The sequence below is a fragment of the Kribbella antiqua genome, from assembly GCF_004345665.1.
GTDB classification, from domain to species: Bacteria; Actinomycetota; Actinomycetes; order Propionibacteriales; family Kribbellaceae; genus Kribbella; species Kribbella antiqua.
In genome coordinates this window covers 209,007-230,083 of record NZ_SLWR01000006.1, presented here as the reverse complement: position 1 = coordinate 230,083, position 21,077 = coordinate 209,007, and the positions used below count along the sequence as shown (strand labels likewise).

Below are 21,077 nucleotides of genomic sequence, written 5' to 3'. Positions count from 1 at the left end.
ATCGTGCTGGTACGCCGGTTCGGGTGGGCGGCGCAACATCATGCTGCCACGCCGGACCCCCGAACCACGAACCCGACTGGTCCGGTCAAGAGAGAGCCGCGCCACGCCGGGCTATTTGTAGCATGCGTTTCACTCGAGCAGGCTCCGCAGTCGCCATCCCGGCGGCCAGGACGAGCAGGTCGACGGGGTCGACATCGGCTCGCAGCCGGCCGGCATACTGCGCCTGCTCGACCAGCCGCACGACCGTCTCGACCATCGCCGTGTGCCAGGCCTCGTGCAGCTCGGATCGCCGGGCCGAAGGCTCCAGACTCCGCGCGAGATCGCCCTTCTCCGCGACATGCCGCACGAAGGCCGCCAGCCAGTCGAAGAGCTCGTCAACTGGGTCGGCTGGCTCGGCTCGCTGCCGTCCCATCGCGCACAGCGCCTCCACTTCCTCGGCGTAGACCGCGACCAGCAGGTCGTCGCGGGTCGGGAAGTGCCGGTAGAGCGTGGCGTTGCCGATTCCGGCGCGCCGCGCGATCTCGTCGAGCGGAGCCTGGGTGCCGAACTCGGCGAAGACAGCCCGTGCGGTGTCGACCAGCTGGTCGCGGTTCCGCTGGGCATCGGCACGGAGTGGCTTAACTGGGGACATCCCTGGTTACACTACTCTCGAATCTCAACCGGGGATATCCCCAGTTAGGAGCGGACTCGATGGACCTCGCCGACCGGATCGCCATCACCGACCTGATCTCGCTGCACGGCCACCTCGTCGACGCCGGCGAGTCCGCCGACGGCCTCTTCACCCCCGATGTCGAGTACGACGTCACGGACCTCGGCGGCGGCGTGATCACCGGCGTACGGGCGCTGCAGGAAGCGGCCGAAGCGATGGGCGACAGGAACCCGGTCGGTCATCACGTCACCAACATCGTCTTGACCGACGCCGGGCCGGACGAGGTTGCCGCGCGATCGAAAGGCATCGGCGTCATGGCTGACGGGAGCTGCGGCAGCGTGACGTATGAGGACGTCGTCGTACGGACCTTGGACGGGTGGCGGATCAGCCATCGCCGGGTCCTCGCGAGGCGGCGGCCGCTGGGGCGGTAGGTTCGCGGGCGTGGCTGGTGTCGGGCATTAACCAAACCGAGCTGTGGCCGGACGCCGGGCATGGTCTGCCGACCGAGCTCCCCGACCAGTTCAACGCCCGGCTGCTGAAGTTCGTCGACTAGGCCCGCCAGGGCATGTGCTGGAGGGCCCAGGTGTTGCCGTCTGGATCCTTGAACCAGGCGTAGAAGACGCCGCCGAGGTCCTCGGTTTCGCTGACGTCGACGCCACGACCGATCAGCTCCTGCCGCGCCGCCTCGATGTCCTTCACCACCAGGTGCAGCCCGCGCAACGTGCCTGCTGGCATGTCGAGCTGAGGCAGCCCGGTGACCAAGGTGATCGAGCAGTACGACCCTGGCGGGGTCAGCTGAACGATGCGCACGCCGTCCGCCGGTGACACATCCACATCGACATGGAACCCGGCCTGCTCGGAGTAGAACCGCTTCGCCCGGTCGACATCCGACACCGGCACCGGAACGAGCTCGAGCAGGAACGCACCCGGCTTGACCACCACCGCGGTCGGATCCGGCGGGATCTCCGACGCGTCCTTGGGAATCTCGGTCTGGGTTGGCGGCGGGGTGGGGATCTGCTCGCTCATGCCGACTTCTTCGTGGTCTTCTTGGCGGTCTTCTTCGCCGTGGTCTTCTTGGCGGCCGCCTTCTTGGCCGGCGCGGCCTTCTTCGCAGGCGCCTTGGCAGCCGCCTTCTTCGCCGGAGCGGCGTCACCACCGCCGGCACGACGCGCCTTCGCGGCCTCGACCGAGGCGCGCAGCGCGGCGACCAGGTCGACGACCTCGGCGCCCTCCGTCTCTTCCTCCTCGGTCTCCGGCAGCGGCACGCCTGCCGCCTTCGCCTCGACCACCTGCTCGAGTGCGTGCCGGTACTCGTCGTGGTACTGGTCCGGGTCGAACTCACCGCGCAGGGTGTCGATGTACGACGCCGCCATCGCCTTCTCCTGCGACCGGATCTCCACGTCGTCGGCCGGCGCCGCGAACGACGCGTCGCGGACCTCGTCCGGCCAGAGCATCACCTGCATCACGAGGATGTCGCCGAACGTCCGGAGCAGCCCCAGGCTCTCCCGCGACCGCAGCGCGACCTTGACCAGCGCGTACAGCTCGGAGCCGTCCAGCGCGTCCCGCAGCAGTACGTACGGCTTGGCGCCGGGACCGCCGTCGGCCTGCAGGTAGTAGGACTTGCCCAGGTACAGCGGGTCCACCTGATCGGCGGGCACGAATTCCAGGACGTCGATGACCTTCTTGCTGGACAGCGGCAAGTCGGCGAAGTCCTCCGGCTCCAGCACCACCATCCGGCCGTCGGCCATCTCGTAGCCCTTGCCGATATCGGAGTACGGCACTTCCTCGCCGCACTCGGAGCAGACCCGCTTGTACCGGATCCGGCCCCCGTCGGCGACATGCACCTGGCGGAACGAGATGTCCTTCTCTTCGGTCGCGCTGAAAACTTTGATGGGGATCGTCACCATCCCGAACGAGATGGCCCCCTTCCAGATCGCCTGCATCGCCATCAGCTCCCTGTCAGCTCAAGCCTGCCGCCCGTTCGGCCCTTCGGCCGCAAGCAGGTCTGGGATTTCCTGAGTCGCGTACCACAGCAGGTCTTCACCCTCGCACGAGTCGAGCGCGAAAACAGCGTCATCGTCACCATTCTGGGCCGCCCCCCACAGGTCGGCGGCCTGCCCAACCACTGCCGCAGCCTCAGCCGAGTCGACATGTGCGGCGGCGACCGTCGTCCACGGCACCACCACCTGCAGCTCCAACCGGGCGTCACCGAGCTCGACCGTGCCGTCCGCCGGCGGAATCGCGCTCACCTCGCAGGCGACCACGACCCGCCTTCGTGGGGTGCCCGGATCCGCCGCCAGCAGTCCGACCGACGCCCGGGCCGCCTGCGCCATGGCGGCGTACTCGAGCTCCTCGTCGTCACCTTCTGCGTACCACTCCCGCAGCGCCGGAGTCACGGCGTACGCGGTCAGCGGGGGTGGGCCGAACTCGCCGGTGTGGCAGGCCACGTCGAGCAGCCGCAGCGTGGATGGGATGTAGACCCTCATGAGCCCGCCTTCTTCGTCGTACTTGTCGTACTGCGGGGCTTCTTCCGGCCCCGGGAGGCCCGGTTGCGGCTGCCCCTGGTGGTCTCGAGCAACTCGTCCAGCGCATCGGTCACGCATTGGGCGAAGACGGCCAGATCCGGCATCGCGGTCCGGTCCGCGTTCAGCCCGAAGGACACCTTCCCGTCGTACGACGTGACGCCGACGGACAGCCCTTGTCCCGGCATCAGCGGCACCACCGGGTACGACGCCAGCATCGGCGCACCGGCTGCGAACAGCGGGAACTGCGGTCCGGGCACGTTCGTGATCACTACGTCGTCGATCGGGCGGACGGTCGCGGTCGCGACGCGGGCGGCCAGAGCGTGCAGCGTGGTCGGCGCGAACCCGGCGATGCCGACCAGCGAGCGGGCGCTGACCGCGCGGCCGGTGTCCTTGTGCACCTTGGTCTGGTACGAGATCTGGTGCAGCCGCATGACCGGGGAGTTCTCCCCGACCGGCAGGTTCACGGTCGAGGCGATCACCCGGGAGCCGAGCGAAGTCGGCTCGTCGTCCTCGTCGTCGCGGATGCTGACCGGGACCACGGCGCGCACGCTCCGGGTCGGACCGACGCCCTCACCCCGGGTCATCATCCAGGCCCGGAACGCACCGGCGACCACGGCGAGGACCACGTCGTTCACCGTGCCGCCGTGCATGGCCCGGACAGTCCGGTAGTCCTCCAGGTCGGTCTGCACGGTGGCGAACCGGCGCTGACCGGAGGTTTTCACGTGCAGTGAGCTCTCCTGCACGTGCCGCTGCGCGACCAGCGAGCCGACCACATCCCCCAGCACCTCGCGCACCGACGTGGACCCGGTCAGGCTGGCCATCTCGGCCCTTGCCAGCTCCAGTACGGCGGTCGGATGCCTTGTCGCGTCGGCGAACACACCGGCCAGCAGCTCGAGCGCGGACGGCGGATGGCCCGGCTGCCAGGTGTCGGTCGGGGTCTCGCGGGGGTGGGCGGTCGCATCCAGCACGACCTGGCCGATGTCGACCGTACTGTTGCCGTCGACAAGCGCCTGGTGGGACTTGGCGATAATGGCGAACCGGTCGCCCTGCAGGCCCTCGACCAGGTACATCTCCCACAGCGGCCGGGCCCGGTCGAGCCGGCGGGACATGATCCGGGCGACCAGCTCCAGCAGTTGGGCGTGCGTCCCCGGCCGGGGCAGGGCCGAACGCCGTACGTGGAAAGTGATGTCGAACTCTTCGTCATCCACCCAGACGGGACCGGCGAACCGGCCGGGCACCTGCTGGATCCGCTGCCGGTAGCGCGGCACGAAGGCGATCCGGTCCCGGATCAGGGCGACCAGGCTCTCGTAGTCGAACCCGTCGTCACCGTGCACCGGCGGCTCGAAGATGTCGACCGTCCCGACATGCATCGGGGTAGCCGGCGACTCGGCCTTGAGGAAGGTGAGGTCGAGCGACGTCAACCGGTCCGGCATCGGGGGTCACCTTCCTCTCTGGTTTGCCTGTCCCGTCACCCTAGCGGCCTGCGCCGACAGTGGGCTGCGACACTGGCACAACGGGAACACTGCGGTATTGGTGTTCGTCAGGCAAGAGGGCGTGTCCCGCGCCCTGAGACTTTCTACGACCTTTTGAAAGGCCCCTCGACCGATGCGTTCGACGCTGATCCGCGGTACCGCCACCGCTCTCCTCCCCGCTCTCGGCATGCTGGTCCTGGCCGGCTGTGGCGGCGACTCCGACAGTGGCAGCAGCACCCCCAGCACCACCGCGTCGTCCAGCACGCCGGCCACGACTCCCTCGAACACTCCCGCGAGTACGCCGAACACCTCGAGCCCGTCGAACACCGCCGACCCGTCCGGTGAGCAGGCCGATGTGACCATCAACGTCACGGTTGCCAACGGCAAGGTCAACCCGAGCGGCGCCACCATCAAGGCGAAGGCCGGCCAGACCGTCCTGGTCACCGCGGTCAGCGACGCCGCGGACGAGGTGCACATCCACGGCTACGACAAGGAGATCGAGCTGGCCCCGGGCAAGCCGGCGTCGGTCAAGTTCACCGCGGACATGAAGGGCACCTTCGAGATCGAGACCCACGAGAGCGGCAAGCTGGTCGCCAAACTCGTCGTGTCGTGAGCGTGCCTCTCTTCATCCCACTGCACGGGATCGGCGGCCGGCAGGACCTGCCGATCCCGTTCGGTCTCGCCGTCGGCGGCGCCGCGGTCGCGATCGCGCTGTCATTCGTCATCCTCGGCCTGGCCTGGCGCAACCCGAAGTACCAGGGCAACACCTCCGGCCGGTCGTTGCCAGACGCAATCACCCGGACTGTCGACGCCGGGTGGCTCCGGTGGGTCGTCCGGCTCGTCGGGCTGGCGATCTTCCTCTACGCGATGGTCTCGCTGCTGTTCGGTGTGGACCGGCTGACCAACCCGATCTTCGGGTTCATCTACATCCTGGTGTGGGTCGGGCTGGTGCCGATCTCGATTCTGCTCGGCCCGGTCTGGCGGACGCTGAACCCGCTGCGTACCATCCACCTGCTGCTCTGCAAGGCACTCCGGCAACCGCCGTCGAAGGGTCTGCTGGAGCTGCCGTCCTGGCTCGGTCTGTGGCCGGCGGCGCTGGGCATCTTCGCCTTCACCTGGCTGGAGCTGGTCGCGCCGGACCGCGCAACGATCCCAGTGCTGCAGGCCTGGCTCGCGTTGTACGTCGTGATCACCATGTTCGGCGCGATTCTGTTCGGCGAGCGGTGGTTCTCGACCGGCGACCCGTTCGAGGTCTACGCGACCCTGATGTCGCGGCTGTCCCCGTGGGGCCGCCGTACCGACGGGAAGCTGGTGCTTCGGCGGCCGCTGGAGAACCTCGACGGCCTGAAGCCGCAGCCCGGCTTGGTCGGCATGGTCGCCGCGCTCCTCGGATCCACGGCGTACGACGGCTTCTCCAACTCGTCGGCGTGGATCGGCTGGGCGCAGAACACCGACTACTCGATGACATTCCTCGGCACGTGCGCGCTGATCGTGTTCATCCTGTTCGTGCTGGTCACGTACTCGGGTGCGACGCTGCTGGCCGGGCGGCTGTCCCATAGCGCCCGTACGGCGTTGCCCGGGTTGTTCGCGCACTCCGTCGTACCGATCGCCCTCGGATACGTCATTGCGCACTACATGACGCTGTTCATCCTGGAGGGGCAGCGGACGCTCATCTACCTCAGCGACCCGCTCAGCAACGGCGCCAACGTCTTCGGCACCGGACTGCTCGCGGTGAACACCGGGATCACCAACCACAGCGGAACGATCGCCGTGATCCAGGTGCTGGCAGTGGTGGGCGGTCACCTGCTGGGTGTCATGTCGGCTCATGACCGTGCGGTCGCGCTGTTCCCGCGGGCACGCGCGCTGGCCGGTCAGCTTCCCTTGTTGATCGTCATGGTCGGGTACACCGTCGGCGGTCTACTCCTACTGTTCTCCTCCTGATGTACACGGTTGCCGAGCGGTCAGCTCTGCGGGACGCACTCGTCGCAGCAGCACGCGCCGACGCGCGTGTAGCTGGCGCAGCGCTGACTGGCTCAGCAGCCGTGCACGCCGAGGACGAGTGGTCCGACGTCGACCTCGTACTCTCGGTGGGTCCCCACCAGGAGGCCGTGCTGGCCGACTGGACGTCGCTTCTCTATGGAGAGCACGGCGCCGTGCATCACACCGATGTGTGGTCGGGTGCAACGGTCTATCGGGTCTTCCTACTGAAATCGACTTTGCAGGTCGATATCGCCTTCGCACCGACTGGTGAGTTTGGTGCGAAGGCTCCCACCTTCCAGCTGCTATTCGGTGAGGCCTCCGACCAGCCGGTGTCGAGTGCGCCGGCCGCGCACGATCTGGTGGGAATGGGGTGGCTGTACGCGTTGCACGCGCGGTCGAGCATTGCGCGGCGTAAGGCGTGGCAGGCGGAGTACATGATCAGCGGGGTGCGGGATCACGTGCTGATGCTGGCGTGCTTGCGCCACGGTGTGCCGCACTCACAGGGGCGCGGACTTCACCTGTTGCCAGCGGCCACCACTGCGGGTGTTGAGGCGACTCTGGTGCGCTCGCTGGAGCACGCCGAACTGCAGCGTGCCTTTCGCGCCAGTGTCGACGTACTGGTGCGTGAGATCGGCTATGTCGACTCTGAGCTGGCTGTCAGGCTTGCTGGGCCGTTGCGGGAGCTGGCTGCGGTTTAGGCAGGCTTCGACTGGTGACCGCCAGGATGATGAAGGCGATCAGGCCGAGGATCAGGTGCGAGTTGCCGGGGATCGACTGCCAGAACGACCAGCTGAGCTCGCGGTCGTCGCGGTACGGCACCCACCAGATCGAGCGGAGCACGAACAGGCCGTACCAGAGCACTCCGGTCACCACGGCCGGGTTGAGGCCCCAGACCCGGTTGACCGAGCGGATCAGGCTCACGCCGAGTGGGATGATCCAGACCCAGTGGTGGCTCCAGGAGATCGGTGACGCGTACAGAACGGCCAGAGCCATCACGGAGATCGCGGTGATCCGCTCGTCCGCCAGCCAGTACCGCCTGGCCAGCCAGAGCACCAGCAGACCGAAGACGGCCGACAACAGGAACCAGGTCGGCACCACCCAGGACGCCTCGTCGCCGATCCGGGTGAGGAAGCCGCGGAACGACTGGTTGCCGGTGTAGGCGATGCCGCCCACCCGGTTGGCGTCGAGCATGACGTCGGTCCAGTAGCGCCAGGACTGGTGCGGCACGATCGCGAACCCGATCGCCATCGTCGCCACCAGACCGAGTACGGCGTTGCGCAGCGCACCCCACTGCTTGGTGACGACCAACAGCGCCAGGAACGGCAGCGGAGTCAGCTTGATGCCGATCGTGACACCGAGCCAGAAGCCGCGCAGGCGCGCGTCGGCCGGGCGGACCAGGTCCAGCAGGATCATTGCCGTCAGCAACAGGTTGATCTGGCCGAACTGGATCGTCTGCCAAACCGGTTCCAGCAACAGGGACAGCAGAGTAAGCGCGATCAGGAGGACGGTGCGCTTGCGCTGCGTGAAGAACGACCAGGCCGTCTTGGGCAGGCTGGTCCGCCAGAGGGCGCTGATGCACAGCACCGAGATCGTCGTCCAGACCACCAGCGCGACACCCCACGGCACAGCGGCCAGCGGCACCATCACGATCGCGGCGAACGGCGGGTACGTGAACGGGAGACCGGAGCCGCCCGGCAGCTGCGCGTCGTACAGGGAACCACCGTCGAGCAGCACCGAGCCGCCCATCCGGTAGACGCGCAGGTCGATCATGCCGCCGAAAAGGCCCGCCGCCCAGGCGCCGAGTGCGACCAGCACGACGCAGGCGGCGATCCCGAGCAGGAGCCGGCGGGGTACGACGGGGCGGGGTGCAGGGGAAGTGGAGGTCATCACGGTCACGTCAGGTCGACTCCGAACAGGTTTTCCAGGGTGCGCCGGGTGTCGTCGTACGACGTGTGCAGGATGCCGGTCATCCCGACCGCGCGGGCGCCGTCGACGTTCAGCTCCAGGTCGTCGATGAAGACGCAGTCCTCGGGTTTCAGGTCGAGCCGGCGGGCGGACAGCAGGAAGATCTCCGGCTCGGGCTTGCGCATCCCCACCTCACCCGAGATGACGATGTCGTCGAACATGCCGTCCCAGGTGTCGCGCGGGTAGGTGTTGCCCCAGGAGTTCGACAGCAGCGCCGTCCGGATCCCGTGCGAGCGGGCCCGGCGGACCAGCGCGGACATCGCCGGCTGATGCTCGAAATGCGCGAACATCCGCTCGATCAGCCCTTCCGCGGGCACCGGCGTACCGTCCCGGCGAACCAGAATCGACGCCAGCTTGCGCTCGAAATCCGGTACGGCGAGCTGGCCGCGCTCGAGCGCGTGCACCGGGTTCAGCTCGGCCTCCGCGGCGGCATCGGCCGGAGAGTCGGCCGGCAACCACGCCAGCACCGCCTCCAGGTAGGAATCGAAGTCGAACCCGTCGACCTCGGCCCACCGCCGCAACGCCTCCTCCAGCCCCGAGGTCAGCACGCCACCCCAATCCACCAGCAGACCCCGCGGCACACTCACGCCCTCAGACATGCGCGCAAGCCTACTCAGAACATGCGACCGCTCACCCTGCCGACCCCATCGGTCACCGTGCGTACCCAACCAACTCCCTGGTCCGCAGCGCGCGGGTCAGCGGTTGTATTCGATGGTGACGTCGCCGGAGGAGGTTTGGGCTTTGATGGTGCGGGTGGCGGCTGGGTCGCTCTTGACGTTGGCGGACTCGTCACCGGAAGAGGTTTCGGCGTCGACCTTGTACGACTCGATCCCGGACGGGATCCGGATCGTCACGTCGCCCGAGCTCGCCTCCGCCTCGACAGACTGTGGAGCGGTGGCGAAGTCGAGGTCGACGCTGCCCGAACTGCTCTCGGTGCTCACCGTCGTCGCGGACAGGTCCTGCGCCTCGAGGTCGCCCGAACTGCTCTCCATCCGCAGCGCACCACCCACGCCGTGCACCTCGATGCTGCCGGAACTCGACTTGAGATCCGCACCCGCCGACACCCCGGACACCTTGACGTCGCCGCTGCTGCTCTTCAGCGTCACCTTCACGTCCTTGGGCACGGTGAGGACGTAGTTCGTCTCACAGCCGAAAGACAAGAACCCGCACCCGGAGTCGCGAAGCTCGAGCTTCCCGTCCTCGTACTTTTCGGATGGATCCGAGCCGAACACGTTCCGCTCGAACCGCCGCTCGACCTGGACCTCGCTCACGTCCCCCGACCGCACTTCGACGTACGCCGAACTGCTCTCGACGGTGAGCGTGTCACCCTGCACCGGGTAGCTGTCCTGACCGGTCTTGGTGTCTTCGGTCAGCCCGGTCAGCGCCCAGTACACACCACCGAGGATCAGCGCCACCGAGATCGCGATCCCGTACCGCCGCTCGGTGCTCATCGTGCTCGCCGGCCGCCCCTGAACCTCGGACATGGTTCTCCCCTGATCTGCGCTGACTACCCCTCAACCCTGGCACATCCCCCACCCCCGTGTCGGTGGGGTTTCCCCCCGTAAAACCACCAAACCCAACCCTGACCCCAACCCGCCGCACGGCTGGGTCAGGCGGTGAGTTCTTTGGCGAGGGTGGTGGCTAAGGCTTGGAGGGATTTGCGGAGTTTGCTGGATTTGGCGGAGTCGGCGAGGGTGCGGCCGTGGGTCATTGCGGCGTCTACGGCGCTCTGGTCGTACGGGAGCAGCGCGGCGGCTTGGACTCCGGCGTACTGGTTGAGCGCCTCGGCGACAGCGTCCGCGGGGGAACTGCCGAGCGCGCCGGAGCGGATCCGGTTGACGACGACTCGGAGGCTGACCGACGGGACCACCGCGCGCAGCTCGTGGATCGCCCGGATCAGCCGCGTCAGCCCGACCGGGTCCGCCGTTCCGACGACGATGACCTCGTCGGCCTCCTCGAGCGTCGCCAGGGTCGCACCGTTACGCCGCGGCGCCAGCGAGTCGAACGAGATCTCCTCGTCCGTCTCGATGCAGAACCCCACATCGACCACCGTGTACGGCGCGAGCATCCGCGCCGTCGACCAGATCGACTCGACCGCGGCCGGCCGTAGCTCGGTCCACCGGTCCGCCCGGCTGAGCCCGGTCAACACCAGCAGATGCGGATCCACCTGCCGGGCGTGCTTGGCGAGCATCGCCATGTCCAGCGAACCACTTGCCGCCGAACGCGCTGCGGCGGCCAACCCAGACGTCTCGTCGAGCATGCCGAGCAGCTGCGCGACCGTCCCGCCGTACACATCGGCATCGGCAAGCAGGGTCGGCACGCCCTTCACCGCGAGCTCCGACGCCAGGCCGACCGCAACCGTCGTACGCCCCGGCGCGCCCGTCGGACCCCAAACGGCGATCACCTGGCCGCTGCCCTGGCTGTAGACAGGCGGCGGATTGCCTGCCGTCTCGGGCGTGAGCGGTACGAATCCGCCGGCGAAGTGCGACGCGGACACCGGTGGACCGGACTCGACCGCGTCGGTGATCGCGCGGCCGAGGTCCTCCGGGCTGACGTCGGCCGGGAGGATTCGCTCGATGCCCATCCGGCTGAGCCTGTCCTCGGTGCCGAAGGGTTCACCGTTCTCCGACGGGTCGACCAGCGCGACGACAGCGATCCGCCGGGCATGCAGAGCCGCGACCGCGTCGGATGTGAGCCGCGGCAGGTCGTCCGCGAGCAGCACAGCCCGCGCCTGACCGCTCGCGGCGGCCGCCATTACATCCGCGATGTCGACACAGCGCCGTACGACGCGAATCCCCGGCGCACGCTCAGCACGCCGTACGACGTCTGCCTCCCAGGGGGCGCCGGTCACGGCCAGCAGGATGGGAACGGACATCAGCTGCCCCGTCGGATGAGGACCGGCTCACCTGAACTCATCGCGGTGAGCGCGGCTGGCAGACGCTGCAGGTCCTTTGGATCGAGACCCACGAGGACCTGTCTGCGGGCCGAACCACCCGCGACGCCTTTCACCGCGTCGATCTGAAGCACACGGATGTTGCTCCAGAGCAGTTTGGCCGGCTGATCCTCGTCCTTCGGGACGACCCAGAGGGCAACTCGATCACCAGCAGCGGTGTCCGATGGAAGCTGTCCAGCGGCGACGGAGAGTGGAAGCTCGGTGCGGTCGCTGTCCGACTCGGCAACCGCCGCGGCTTTCGGCACGAACTCACCCGCGTCGACTGCGCGAGTGACGACGTACCCCTTGAGCTCGGCGTCCGAGGTGACGTAGCGGCCCGCGTCGTCGCTGTTGGTGAAGCGGACCCGGACGGCGGTCAGGTCGTCGTCGGTCAGCTTCGTCCCGGCTGGGAGGTCGTGCTTGGCCGCCCAGATCGACGTCGTGTCGTCCGCGGTCGAGAGCAGCTTGGCGCCGGCCAGCGCGGTGATCGCGACGAGCAGCACGCCGAGCACCAGCCGCCCGTCCTTCCACCGGGCCCGCCTGTTGCGCTGAGCCGGGATGGACGGCGCCCCGAACCCGCTCCGCACTGCTGTGTCGACCACGTCGGACTCCCCAGTTGTTCGATCGATCGCTCTCGGAGCGGACATTGTGCCGCGTTTCGCGGTCTCACCGTGAACGCTCATCCACAGGCTGTCACAGGCTGGGGACAAACTCGGTCATCCGGTCGCCAACCGTGGCAAACTGAAGCAACCAGCCACTATGTGAAGGAGTAGGGATGCCGACGCCGCGATTCCTCCAGCTCGCCGACGTCGCCGAGGTGCTCAACATCTCCGCGAACCAGGTGTACGCCCTGGTCCGGCGCGGCGACATCCCCGCCGTGAAGATCGGCGGCCGCGGCCAGTGGCGGGTCGAGGCGACCGAGCTGGAGAAGTACATCGAGCGGCTCTACACCGAGACCCGCGAGTTCATCGACACCCATCCCTTCGGGGAAGAAGCCGAGCAACCAGAAGACCTCCACCGCTAGCCCTCCGTTCAGCGGCGGCGTAGAGCGCGCAGAGCCTGGGTCGGAACCAGGCGCACGTTGTAGACCTCGGTCCGCCGGCGCGGCGCGTCCAGTGGGTGTTCGGCGATCTCCAGGAAGTCCGCGCCCACCCGGTCGATCGTCCCCGTGACCGGAACTCCCCCGCAGAACAGCGTTACCGGCGACCGATCCCGCGCGATCCCCCGCAGCAGGTGCGCAAGTCCGAGCTTCCCCGCCACTGCCCCGACCGCCGGCTCCGCCCACGGCCCGAGCCGATGGACAGCGACCAGCGCGGTCACCGGAATCAGCCACTCCTCGAAGCGCTCCGCCTCGATCAGCAGGCAGTCCTTCCCGACCCGCGTGAGCAGACCCTGCACCGGTTCCGCGTCGGCCAGTTCCACCCGTACGACGGTGTCCACCGCCCCGCGAAGCCGGTCCAGCACGGTGATCTTGCCGACCTCGGTGCGGATCCGGTCCGCGACCTCGCCGTACAGATCCCCCTCCTGAAGCGCCTCGAACTGCGACTCCAGGTCCTCGAACAACGCATCCCACCGCATGCCGCGAACCTACCCGCTCGCGCTCACCTTCCGTACGGCGATCCGACGCTGCGTGACATTCCCACTTGCGAACCGACCGCAGTACCGGTCTATAGTGGTCAAGCAGACGCAAACTAAAGCAAACTAATAGATCGGGAGCGAACGGGGATGAACGCGATGATCCGGGCACTGAAAGGCATGCTCGCGCTTGTGGCGCTGGCCGGTCTCGGCCTGGGTCTGCGCTGGACGACAGCCGGCTCGTTCGGCGCGGCGAACAGCCACGACCTCGACTCGATGGCCGTACTCGCGGTCGGCACGGTCGCGTGGATGGCCTACGGGTGGCTCGTACTCGCGGTTTTGGCGACGGTGCTGGAGCAGCTTCCGGGCGCAATCGGTGCCGTCGGCTCAGCACTCGCCGGCCGGATCACGTCGCGGACCTCTCATGCCCTACTCCGCTCGGCTCTGGGCGTAGCCGCTGCCACTCCCCTGACGGTCAGCGTGGCCCACGCCGCTTCGCCCGATGCGTCGAACTGGCGCGCGACCGAGCCGCGGTCGTCTGTTTTGACCGGAGCCGTCGGGGTTCCACACAGCTCTGGGGCGCAGGTTGGCGCGAGTACGCGGGCGGCCGAGCCGGATGGCACGCGTGTCCGGGTCGGTGTGCCGGACCGGCCGACCACGGGTGCTCCGACCCGGTACACCGATCTCCGTTCTGGACAGCCGGTTCGGCTCGCCGGACGCGTCGTCGTCAAACCCGGCGACACCCTCTGGAGCATCGCGGCCGCCGAGCTCGGGCCCAACGCCGACCACTCGGCGATCGCCGCCCGCTGGCCCGCCTGGTACGCCGCCAACCGGCAACAGATCGGGCCCGACCCCGACCTCATCCTTCCCGGCCAGGTACTGCGCACCCCAGCAGCCGCGCCCGGTCACCCCACGCCGCCCACCCACCAGGAGAACTGACATGAGCCACCCCAACCTGTCCGCGCTCCCCACCCAAACCGCCGATACTGCGACGGCTCCTTCACGAACCGGTGGAAAGCCAGGTGCGGTCGCAGCCGGCAGTCCGGCCAACGAGCCGGCCGCTGTGGCAACGCCTCGCCTCCGAGCAGTCGGGGCCGAGTCGGTCGCGTACACCATTCCGGCAACCGTCCGCGACGCAGGCACTATGACCAGCGACACCCTGGCCCAACGCCTTCATTCCCTGACCCGCCTCGGCGTAGTCCCCAGCCCAGCCAGCCCAGCCGCCGACGCCGCACCAACGCCGTCCACACATGCGATGGAGGTGCTGCCGGCGACAGCAGCTGTGAGCCCCGCAGAAGCAGCCCCGACCGCCGGCCCGGCGCCGACACCAGACCAGGTCGCGCCAACGCCAAGCAGTCCGACCACACCTACGCGACCCGCGTTGGTTGTGGTTGCTGAGCCGGCGGAGGTTGTCTCGGGTGCGGGTTCTGCGGAGGTTGTCTCTGGTGCCGTTTCTGCGGGTGTTGTGGCGGCGGGGCCTGGGGTGCCGGATGCGCGGGCTTGGGCTGGGCGGTTGGTGCAGGCGGTGTCTGAGGTGCTGGCTGGCGTTCGGCCGATCTCGCAGTTGGTTCGGTTCACGGATGAGGTGGTGTTCGCCGACCTCAACCGCCGGGTCCGTCTGCTCGGGTTGACAACCACCGCGACGGCTCGCGGTGCCAAGGAACGCAGCGCCGTCCGTTCCATCCGCATCTGCACTCCCGCGAAGCAGGTCGCCGAAGTCGCCGCCCACGTCCGCCACGGCGAACGCTCCCGCGCCATCGCCCTCCGGATGGAAATCCGCCGCAACCGCTGGGTCTGCACCGCCCTCGAAATCGGCTGACCCCCGCGACCGACGTTCACGACCACGTGTGGGATGAACCTTTTGGGGTGGTAGGCAGTCTGATTTGGGCGACTGGGATCTGCGGCAGGTGGTTGTTGCCGGCGGCAGCTGGAGGAGGGTTGTGGGTGAAGGCGGAGAAGGTATCTCGTGAGCGCAATCCGATCGTGCTGTTGTTGTCACGGAGCTGCGGGACGGGGCGGCGTACGGTGGCCGGGTGGGTCGAGGGAGCACGCGTCGTTCGGGGGAATCGGATGCCTGACGTCACCATCAACAGCGCACCTCCGTCGGTCGCAGTAGACCGGCCGGCATCCACTGGGGTGATGCCGGCCGACCAGCCTTGGCGGATCGGGCTGGAGGAGTTGAGCGACGCGGAGCGCGCCCGAGTGTTTCCGAGCGTACGGCGGCGGTGGACTGAGCGACTGCCGCTGCTTTATCCGCTGGCGGTGCGGTACCACCGGATGCTCAAGCGGATCGAGTGGATGCGGTCCAGTACGCCGTACGCGCAAAGACGACAGGCTGACGATTTGCCGGTCCGAGTGGAGCGGCACCGGTCGTTGTTGATGCGGCAGCTGGGTGAGACCGAGATGTGGATGCAGCGCAACAAGGTGACGAACCTGCGGCTCGCGTGCGCGCAGATCGACGGGCTGCTGATCCGGCCTGGTGAGACGTTCTCGTTCAACCAGGTGGTGGGCAACGCGACCCGTCGCAAGGGATATGTGATGGGCATGCGGCTGTCCAATGGGCAGGCGAAGGCGGGCATAGGTGGTGGGATCTGCCAGCTCGCCAACCTGCTGCACTGGATGGTGCTGCACTCGCCGATGACGGTGACAGAGCGGTCCACGCACAGCTTCGACCCGTTCCCCGACAACGGCCGGGTGCTGCCGTGGGGCGTGGGTTGCAGCATCGTCTACAACTATGTGGATCTGCAGTTCCGCAACGACACCGACCTGACCTTCCAGTTGCGCGTCGGCGTTGGCGATCGCTACCTCGAAGGATCGATCCTGGCCGACGCGGCGACCAAGTCGTCGTACCGCGTGTTCGCGCGTGGGGAGCGATTCCTGCGCGTCGGCGCGGATTACTTCCGGCGCAACGAGATCTGGCGAACGGTGATCGACCGGCGCACCGGTACGGCGATCCGCGACGAACTGATCCGCGAGAACGTTGCCCTGGCCAAGTATGTGCCGGTCGGCGTCGACGTGCTGGACGTGAGTGACACCCGCACGGGCTAGGTGCGGGATCCCGCCGGGGCCCCCGCGTGGCTCACACCCGACAACTGACCCCACGTCGCGCTGGGGCGGGAAATTGTCGGCGGTGGGTTGCAGACTGGGAAGGTGAGCGAGGTTGGTGAGCCGTACCGGGAGCGCCCCACACGGGTGCCCGGCGCGACACTCTGGACGCGGACGTCGGAGGGCGGGGACTTCCGGATCCTTCCCGATGGCTGCATGGACCTACTTCTCTCGGATGACGAGCTGATCGTCGCCGGGCCGGACAGCCGGGCGTGGATCGGGACGGCCGAGCCCGGGACGGAGTTCGCGGGGATCCGGTTCGCGCCGGGGATGGCGCCGCGGTTCCTCGGCGTACCGGCACGTGAGCTGCTGAACCAGCGGGTGTCACTGGGTGATCTGTGGTCGCCATCGCGGAGCAGGCGGCTGGCGGATCAGGTGAGATCGGCGGATGTCCCGGCGCTCGCGCTCGAACAGATGGTTGCGGACCTGACGGAGGAGCCCGCGGACCGACTGATCACGCAGGTGCTGCGTGCGGTCCGGGACGGCGTGCTTCGAGGCGGCTCGCGCATGCTTCGAGGCAGCCCTCGCGCCAACGAGACACGAGATGGCGTTGGGCTCCGGGCGGGCCGAACACCGACCGTCTCGGGGACACCGGCGCGCAGGCCTGACGGTGGGGCGGCGATGCTTGAGGACGGGGCGGGTGTGTTGTCGCTGGCGAGTAGCGTCGGGTTGAGTGAACGGCAGCTGCATCGGCGGTGCCTGGACGCCTTCGGGTACGGCCCGAAGATGCTCGACCGAGTGCTCCACCTGAACGTGGCCCTCGACCACGCCCGCACCGGCCTCGCCCTGGCCGAAGTCGCCGCACGATTCGGGTACGCCGACCAGGCCCACTTCACGCGGGACGTCAAAGCCCTGACCGGCCTGCCTCCGCGCCTCCTCCTCAGCTGACCGCAGCAAACCCTTAAGCTCCCGTCCATGAGCGCTGCCGAGACCAGTACGACGACGCTCCGGCACAACCCGCTCAACGCGGTGACTGCGACAGTCGAGCGGGTGACGTACGACGACGGTCGCACGATCGTCCGGAAGGAGCTTCGCAAGCCCGTCGACTCGGTCGGGCCGTGGGCAGCGTCAGAGGATCCGCGGCACTGGAACTACTGGCGACGCGAGCTCGAGGTCTACGGGGACGACGTACTCCGCCGGCAACTGGCCGACGCGGGTCTCCCGCTGCCCGAGGCGGACGTCGAGGAGCAGGTGGACGGCGCCGTGCTGTCGATGGAGGATGTCGACGGCACTGCGGGCACCAGCCTTGCTCTCGTCGACCATGCTGCGTTGGCGAAAGCGTGCGGGCGATGGCAGGCGCGGCCGGCCGGTGAGCGTCCTTGGACGTCGGTCGGCTTTCTGCGCGACTACTCGACCACTCGGGCCGTCCCGTGGGAGCTGCTCGACGACGACGCCGCCTGGCAGCAACCACTCGTCAAGCAGACGTGGCCGACCGGGCTACGGTCAGCCTGGGTAGGCCTGCTCAACCACCGCGACGAGCTGCTCGACTTGGTGGCGAGCCTCCCGCGCGCTCGGTGCCACCTCGACTTCTGGGTGTCGAATGTGATCCGGCGGCCGACTGGTGAGTTCACGCTGCTCGACTGGGCGTTCACCGGCGACGGCGCCCTCGGCGAGGACATCGGCAACCACATCCCCGATGCCGTGTTCGATCTCTTCTGGCCGGCCGAGCGCATCGCCGAGCTCGCCGAGACCTGTATCGACAACTACCTCGACGGCCTCCGCGAGGCCGGCTGGCGAGGCGATCCGGACCTGGTTCGCCTCGCCGTAATGGCATCTGGGGTCAAGTACGCCTGGCTGCTGCCTGGCCTGCTCGGGCAGGCCTCCAACACCTCCCACAAGGCCTACCACCAGCAGGCCGACAGCGAGTACCTCTTCCACCAACGTGGCCAAGCGCTCGCCTTCGTCGCCGGCTGGTGCGGTGAGGCGATCAAGCGAGTACGACGGTGAAGCCGCCTGGTTGGACGGCGACGCGGGACGACGGGCTCACGCGGCGGCGGGAGTGCAGGGTGCCGGACGCGGTGTAGGAGTAGGCGGTGCCGCCAATAGGGACGCTGACGTTGCGCGGGTGGGACTCGACGCTCGCGAGCAGCAGACCGCCTGCCAACTGAAGGCTGCTGATGGTGGGCAGCAGCAGGATGGCGTCGACCTGCACGTCGCCGGAGCCCTCTGCTTTCAACTGGGTTGCGTACGGCGGGAGCGCGGTGGGCAAGGTGATCGGCTGCAGGACGCCCGGAGCGGCGGAGATGCCTTGAGGACCTGCGGTGCCGTGGTCGATCGTGCCCAAGGCAAGCGAGTCCGTGGACCAGGTGGTGTGGCCGGGATCGTTGACGAGGTTCACCACGGGCAGCACCAAGCGGGACTCAGCGGACGGCGGCAGGGTCCAGTTCGCCGAGCCGAACGTGAGGTAGGAGCCGTTGCTCCACTGGGATTCGCCGGTCCAGGCTGATGGTGGAGTGACGACCTGGCCGCCTGCGGCAGACTCTGCTTCGACCACGCTGAGGCCGGAGCGAAGTACAGGTCCGGCGCCCAATTGCTGCGCCAACGAAGCAACTGCCGGGGCAGCGTCCAATGCCAGCATGGAGAGTTGGCCGTGGATGGTGGACTCTGCGCCCGAGTTGCGGTTGACGACGCCGTCGCCGGAGACCCCGTCGTACGTGCGGCCCGTCGCGGGGTCGTACATGGGCGAGCCGGCTCGGTTGGCGCCGAAGTACCAAGCGGCAACGAAGGCGGCGAGGTGCTGCAGGCCAACGGCCAGGACGCCCTGCAGTCGGGCGTCGACGCCGTACGCGATCTGGGTACGGTCGATCGGTGCGGGCAGCCAGCCGTTGTCGGGACCGCCCGCGGTGAGCAGAAGCGGGGTGAACCCAGCGGTGTCGCCGATAGCAGGCGTGAGTGGCGTCCCGAGTACTGACGACGCGGCAGCGAGTGCGGACGGCATCTGCGCGCCCCAGGCGTGCCAGTCGGCGATGGACTCGCCCCACGGCAAGAGCGCGCGGAACGGCCACACCCGGGTGGAGCCCGCACTCATCGACGCGATGCCTTCAGCAAAGCGCGCCAAAGCTCGTCGGGCCCGCACTGATCCACCGGCCCGCACGTACGCCGCCAAGCCGAGGACTGCCTCGGAGGTCGCGTCAGCGCCGTTCACGATGAGCCAGGCGGGCAGACGACGACCGTCGACGATGTTCCACTGGCCGTAGCGCACCAGCACCTGCCGCTCCAACGCAGCAATCGCCAACTCAAGCCTTGCGCGAAGGAACTCAGCAAAGCCGCGGTCCACGCGCCGGAAGGCGGAGTACCCCTCCCCCAGCGCCCACACCGTCCGAGCCAGCCAGTACGACGGTCCGGAGTCAGACGGGTCGGGGAGCTCGACTGGATCCGCGCTGGGGTTCAGCGTCCCGTCCGGCTGCATCCACAAGACCACGTTGCCGTTGGGCGATTGCAAGTACGTCAGGCCGCGGAGCAGGTCCCGCGCAACGTCCAGCCGCTGGCTGCGCAGATAGACGACAGCAGCTCGGGAGATGTCGTCCGCGTTGTAGGCACCCTGGCCGTAGGTGTTGGTCACAGGGTCAAAAGCACCGCCGCCGATGCGTTTGTACGAACCGTCGGGCTGACGGTCCGCGTAGGTCCACAGCACGCCGAGTGGACCGGAGCCGTACGTCGTATGACCAGCGGCGGCTGGCGGCGTCACCGACGTACGCAGGAAGTCGAGATGGGCGAGGTTGCTCAACCGGCCCGAAGCGGAAGCCGGCAGCGTGACTGTCGATGCGGCGCCCAGAGCGAAAGCTCCACCGAGGACGGTGCGGCGGCTGACGGTCATGGGGTCCGGGCCAATCGAGCCACCCCGATGGCTGCATCGGCCATTCCGTAGAAGACGTAACGCACTCCGTCCACCTCCTCGATCGCGGTCGGGAACACCACGTTCCCGACGGTTCCGATCCGCTCCTCGTCCGTCTCCGGCACCAGCAGTGGTTCCGGCGTCCGGGCGATCACGCGAGTCACATCGGACGCGTCCAGCAGCAGCGCCCCCGCCGCGTAGCTGACCTTCTGGGTCGTCGGGTCGAACCCCTGCGGCTGCTCGCCCGTCACCCCGTGGTGGATCACCAGCCACCCTTCCGGCACCCGCAGTGGCGCCGGCCCGGCCCCGATCTTCAACTCCTCGAAGGGGTATTCCGACATCGCCACCAGCCGGTGGTTGCGCAGATGTACCAGGTTCCGCACATCCCGCGTGACCAGCTCCACCGGTACGAACGACACCCAGATCCCTGGCCGATCGTCGGTGACACCGGCCGGCAGATGCACACCCTCGCCCTCGCGGAACCACCCGAGGTCCCACATCGGCCGGTGCAGCATCGCGTACGACGGCTCGCCGTCCGGCCCCGGCACCGGCTCCGGGAAGAAGACGGTGTCCTTGTTCGGAAACAGATTCAGGTCGGTGTCCAGGTCGGGCTGGTACTCGAAGTGCAGCGGGCCCAACCGCTCCCAGTTGCGTAGATCCGGTGACACCGCCAGCGCCGGCTTCGGCCCGAGCGGACCATAGGCGACGTAGGTCATCACGTGCGTGCGCAGCGACGGGATCCAGGTCACCCGCGGATCCTCGACCCCGGCGTTGTTCTTGCCGCGCTCCCAGCCTGCATCCGGCGCCAGTACGACGCCTTCCCGTCGTACCCCGACCGGGACACCGTCCTTCACTTCGACAGCAGCCAGGCCCACTCGCGACACGTTGCCGGAAGCAACGAGTCGGGGAAGCAGGTACAGCTGCCCGTCCGGTGTGTGTCCGGTGGCCGGATTCAGCACCCCTTCGGCCTCGAGGTCGTTGCCGGGCTCGGGCGTCATCAGTACGCCGACACGAGTAAGGGCGTAGGGAACAGTCACCA

At 68.3% G+C, this 21,077-nt stretch carries 24 protein-coding genes; 11 read left to right on the top strand and 13 right to left on the bottom strand.

Annotated elements, in window-relative coordinates; all coding sequences use genetic code 11:
• Positions 1-85: 85 nt before the first annotated feature.
• The gene (locus EV646_RS18790) at positions 86-631 is read right to left on the bottom strand and encodes a TetR/AcrR family transcriptional regulator (RefSeq protein WP_132150248.1); all 546 of its coding nucleotides are present in this window, start codon (positions 629-631) and stop codon (positions 86-88) included.
• Between the two features lie 59 nt (positions 632-690).
• Here EV646_RS18790 and EV646_RS18785 point away from each other — a divergent pair, with 59 nt between their 5' ends.
• On the top strand, positions 691-1,080 hold the full coding sequence (locus EV646_RS18785; protein ID WP_132150246.1) for a nuclear transport factor 2 family protein: 390 nt from the start codon (positions 691-693) through the stop codon (positions 1,078-1,080).
• A gap of 17 nt (positions 1,081-1,097) precedes the next feature.
• On the top strand, positions 1,098-1,202 hold the full coding sequence (locus tag EV646_RS39370; RefSeq protein ID WP_132150244.1) for an alpha/beta hydrolase: 105 nt from the start codon (positions 1,098-1,100) through the stop codon (positions 1,200-1,202).
• On the opposite strand, the gene EV646_RS18775 is transcribed toward EV646_RS39370, so the two are convergent.
• From EV646_RS18775 to EV646_RS18760, 4 genes are read right to left on the bottom strand one after another with little or no spacing between them, the layout of a single operon-like run.
• Positions 1,199-1,675, bottom strand: coding sequence for a VOC family protein (locus EV646_RS18775; protein WP_132150242.1), 477 nt, complete (start codon positions 1,673-1,675; stop codon positions 1,199-1,201). The genes EV646_RS39370 and EV646_RS18775 overlap by 4 nt on opposite strands.
• Positions 1,672-2,598 carry a non-homologous end joining protein Ku gene (ku, locus tag EV646_RS18770; protein ID WP_241996155.1) on the bottom strand — a complete coding sequence of 309 codons (927 nt, stop codon included), beginning with the start codon at positions 2,596-2,598 and terminating at the stop codon, positions 1,672-1,674. The genes EV646_RS18775 and ku overlap by 4 nt, the downstream gene beginning before the upstream one ends.
• Positions 2,599-2,613: 15 nt before the next feature.
• Positions 2,614-3,135, bottom strand: a complete 522-nt coding sequence (locus tag EV646_RS18765) for a DUF6912 family protein (RefSeq protein WP_132150240.1) — start codon at positions 3,133-3,135, stop codon at positions 2,614-2,616.
• Positions 3,132-4,607: a WS/DGAT/MGAT family O-acyltransferase gene (locus EV646_RS18760; protein ID WP_132150238.1), complete on the bottom strand. Its 1,476-nt coding sequence runs from the start codon at positions 4,605-4,607 to the stop codon at positions 3,132-3,134. Before EV646_RS18760 ends, EV646_RS18765 begins: the two co-directional genes overlap by 4 nt.
• Positions 4,608-4,779: 172 nt before the next feature.
• Here EV646_RS18760 and EV646_RS18755 point away from each other — a divergent pair, with 172 nt between their 5' ends.
• From EV646_RS18755 to EV646_RS18745, 3 genes are read left to right on the top strand one after another with little or no spacing between them, the layout of a single operon-like run.
• Entirely contained in the window at positions 4,780-5,259 is a 480-nt protein-coding gene (locus EV646_RS18755) for a cupredoxin domain-containing protein (protein ID WP_132150236.1), read from the top strand.
• On the top strand, positions 5,256-6,587 hold the full coding sequence (locus EV646_RS18750) for a hypothetical protein (RefSeq protein ID WP_241996154.1): 1,332 nt from the start codon (positions 5,256-5,258) through the stop codon (positions 6,585-6,587). Before EV646_RS18755 ends, EV646_RS18750 begins: the two co-directional genes overlap by 4 nt.
• Entirely contained in the window at positions 6,587-7,324 is a 738-nt protein-coding gene (locus EV646_RS18745; protein ID WP_132150234.1) for a nucleotidyltransferase domain-containing protein, read from the top strand. The genes EV646_RS18750 and EV646_RS18745 overlap by 1 nt, the downstream gene beginning before the upstream one ends.
• On the opposite strand, the gene EV646_RS18740 is transcribed toward EV646_RS18745, so the two are convergent.
• The 5 genes from EV646_RS18740 to EV646_RS18720 all read right to left on the bottom strand — a co-directional run bounded on the left by EV646_RS18740 (position 7,284) and on the right by EV646_RS18720 (position 12,125).
• Positions 7,284-8,513, bottom strand: coding sequence for a glycosyltransferase 87 family protein (locus EV646_RS18740; protein ID WP_132150232.1), 1,230 nt, complete (start codon positions 8,511-8,513; stop codon positions 7,284-7,286). The two genes, EV646_RS18745 and EV646_RS18740, sit on opposite strands and share 41 nt — an antisense overlap.
• Positions 8,514-8,518: 5 nt before the next feature.
• Entirely contained in the window at positions 8,519-9,190 is a 672-nt protein-coding gene (locus EV646_RS18735; protein WP_132150230.1) for an HAD family hydrolase, read from the bottom strand.
• Between the two features lie 96 nt (positions 9,191-9,286).
• Complete coding sequence (locus tag EV646_RS18730; protein ID WP_132150228.1) at positions 9,287-10,075, bottom strand: DUF4097 family beta strand repeat-containing protein; 789 nt, start codon at positions 10,073-10,075, stop codon at positions 9,287-9,289.
• A gap of 125 nt (positions 10,076-10,200) precedes the next feature.
• Positions 10,201-11,466 carry a CpaE/TadZ family protein gene (locus tag EV646_RS18725; protein WP_132150226.1) on the bottom strand — a complete coding sequence of 422 codons (1,266 nt, stop codon included), beginning with the start codon at positions 11,464-11,466 and terminating at the stop codon, positions 10,201-10,203.
• On the bottom strand, positions 11,466-12,125 hold the full coding sequence (locus EV646_RS18720) for an SAF domain-containing protein (RefSeq protein WP_132150224.1): 660 nt from the start codon (positions 12,123-12,125) through the stop codon (positions 11,466-11,468). The genes EV646_RS18725 and EV646_RS18720 overlap by 1 nt, the downstream gene beginning before the upstream one ends.
• Positions 12,126-12,298: 173 nt before the next feature.
• Between EV646_RS18720 and EV646_RS18715 the strand changes: the two genes are divergently transcribed.
• Complete coding sequence (locus tag EV646_RS18715) at positions 12,299-12,547, top strand: helix-turn-helix domain-containing protein (protein ID WP_132150222.1); 249 nt, start codon at positions 12,299-12,301, stop codon at positions 12,545-12,547.
• 8 nt (positions 12,548-12,555) lie between these two features.
• On the opposite strand, the gene EV646_RS18710 is transcribed toward EV646_RS18715, so the two are convergent.
• Positions 12,556-13,101, bottom strand: a complete 546-nt coding sequence (locus tag EV646_RS18710; RefSeq protein ID WP_132150220.1) for a hypothetical protein — start codon at positions 13,099-13,101, stop codon at positions 12,556-12,558.
• A gap of 156 nt (positions 13,102-13,257) precedes the next feature.
• On the opposite strand from EV646_RS18710, the gene EV646_RS18705 reads away from it, so the two are divergent.
• The 5 genes from EV646_RS18705 to EV646_RS18685 all read left to right on the top strand — a co-directional run bounded on the left by EV646_RS18705 (position 13,258) and on the right by EV646_RS18685 (position 18,150).
• Positions 13,258-14,037: a LysM peptidoglycan-binding domain-containing protein gene (locus EV646_RS18705; RefSeq protein ID WP_199237053.1), complete on the top strand. Its 780-nt coding sequence runs from the start codon at positions 13,258-13,260 to the stop codon at positions 14,035-14,037.
• A 1-nt stretch (position 14,038) separates the two neighbouring features.
• Complete coding sequence (locus EV646_RS40845) at positions 14,039-14,917, top strand: Rv3235 family protein (protein WP_338419266.1); 879 nt, start codon at positions 14,039-14,041, stop codon at positions 14,915-14,917.
• Between the two features lie 251 nt (positions 14,918-15,168).
• Positions 15,169-16,146 (top strand): VanW family protein, encoded by a 978-nt coding sequence (locus tag EV646_RS18695; protein ID WP_241996153.1) that lies wholly within the window; start codon positions 15,169-15,171, stop codon positions 16,144-16,146.
• Between the two features lie 102 nt (positions 16,147-16,248).
• Entirely contained in the window at positions 16,249-17,091 is an 843-nt protein-coding gene (locus EV646_RS40110) for a helix-turn-helix domain-containing protein (protein ID WP_241996152.1), read from the top strand.
• A gap of 27 nt (positions 17,092-17,118) precedes the next feature.
• Positions 17,119-18,150 (top strand): aminoglycoside phosphotransferase family protein, encoded by a 1,032-nt coding sequence (locus tag EV646_RS18685; RefSeq protein WP_132150212.1) that lies wholly within the window; start codon positions 17,119-17,121, stop codon positions 18,148-18,150.
• Here EV646_RS18685 and EV646_RS18680 read toward each other — a convergent pair.
• Both EV646_RS18680 and EV646_RS18675 read right to left on the bottom strand, forming a co-directional pair.
• Positions 18,131-20,020 carry a hypothetical protein gene (locus EV646_RS18680; protein WP_132150210.1) on the bottom strand — a complete coding sequence of 630 codons (1,890 nt, stop codon included), beginning with the start codon at positions 20,018-20,020 and terminating at the stop codon, positions 18,131-18,133. The genes EV646_RS18685 and EV646_RS18680 overlap by 20 nt on opposite strands.
• On the bottom strand, positions 20,017-21,075 hold the full coding sequence (locus EV646_RS18675) for a glycoside hydrolase family 130 protein (protein ID WP_241996151.1): 1,059 nt from the start codon (positions 21,073-21,075) through the stop codon (positions 20,017-20,019). Before EV646_RS18675 ends, EV646_RS18680 begins: the two co-directional genes overlap by 4 nt.
• Positions 21,076-21,077: the final 2 nt, after the last annotated feature.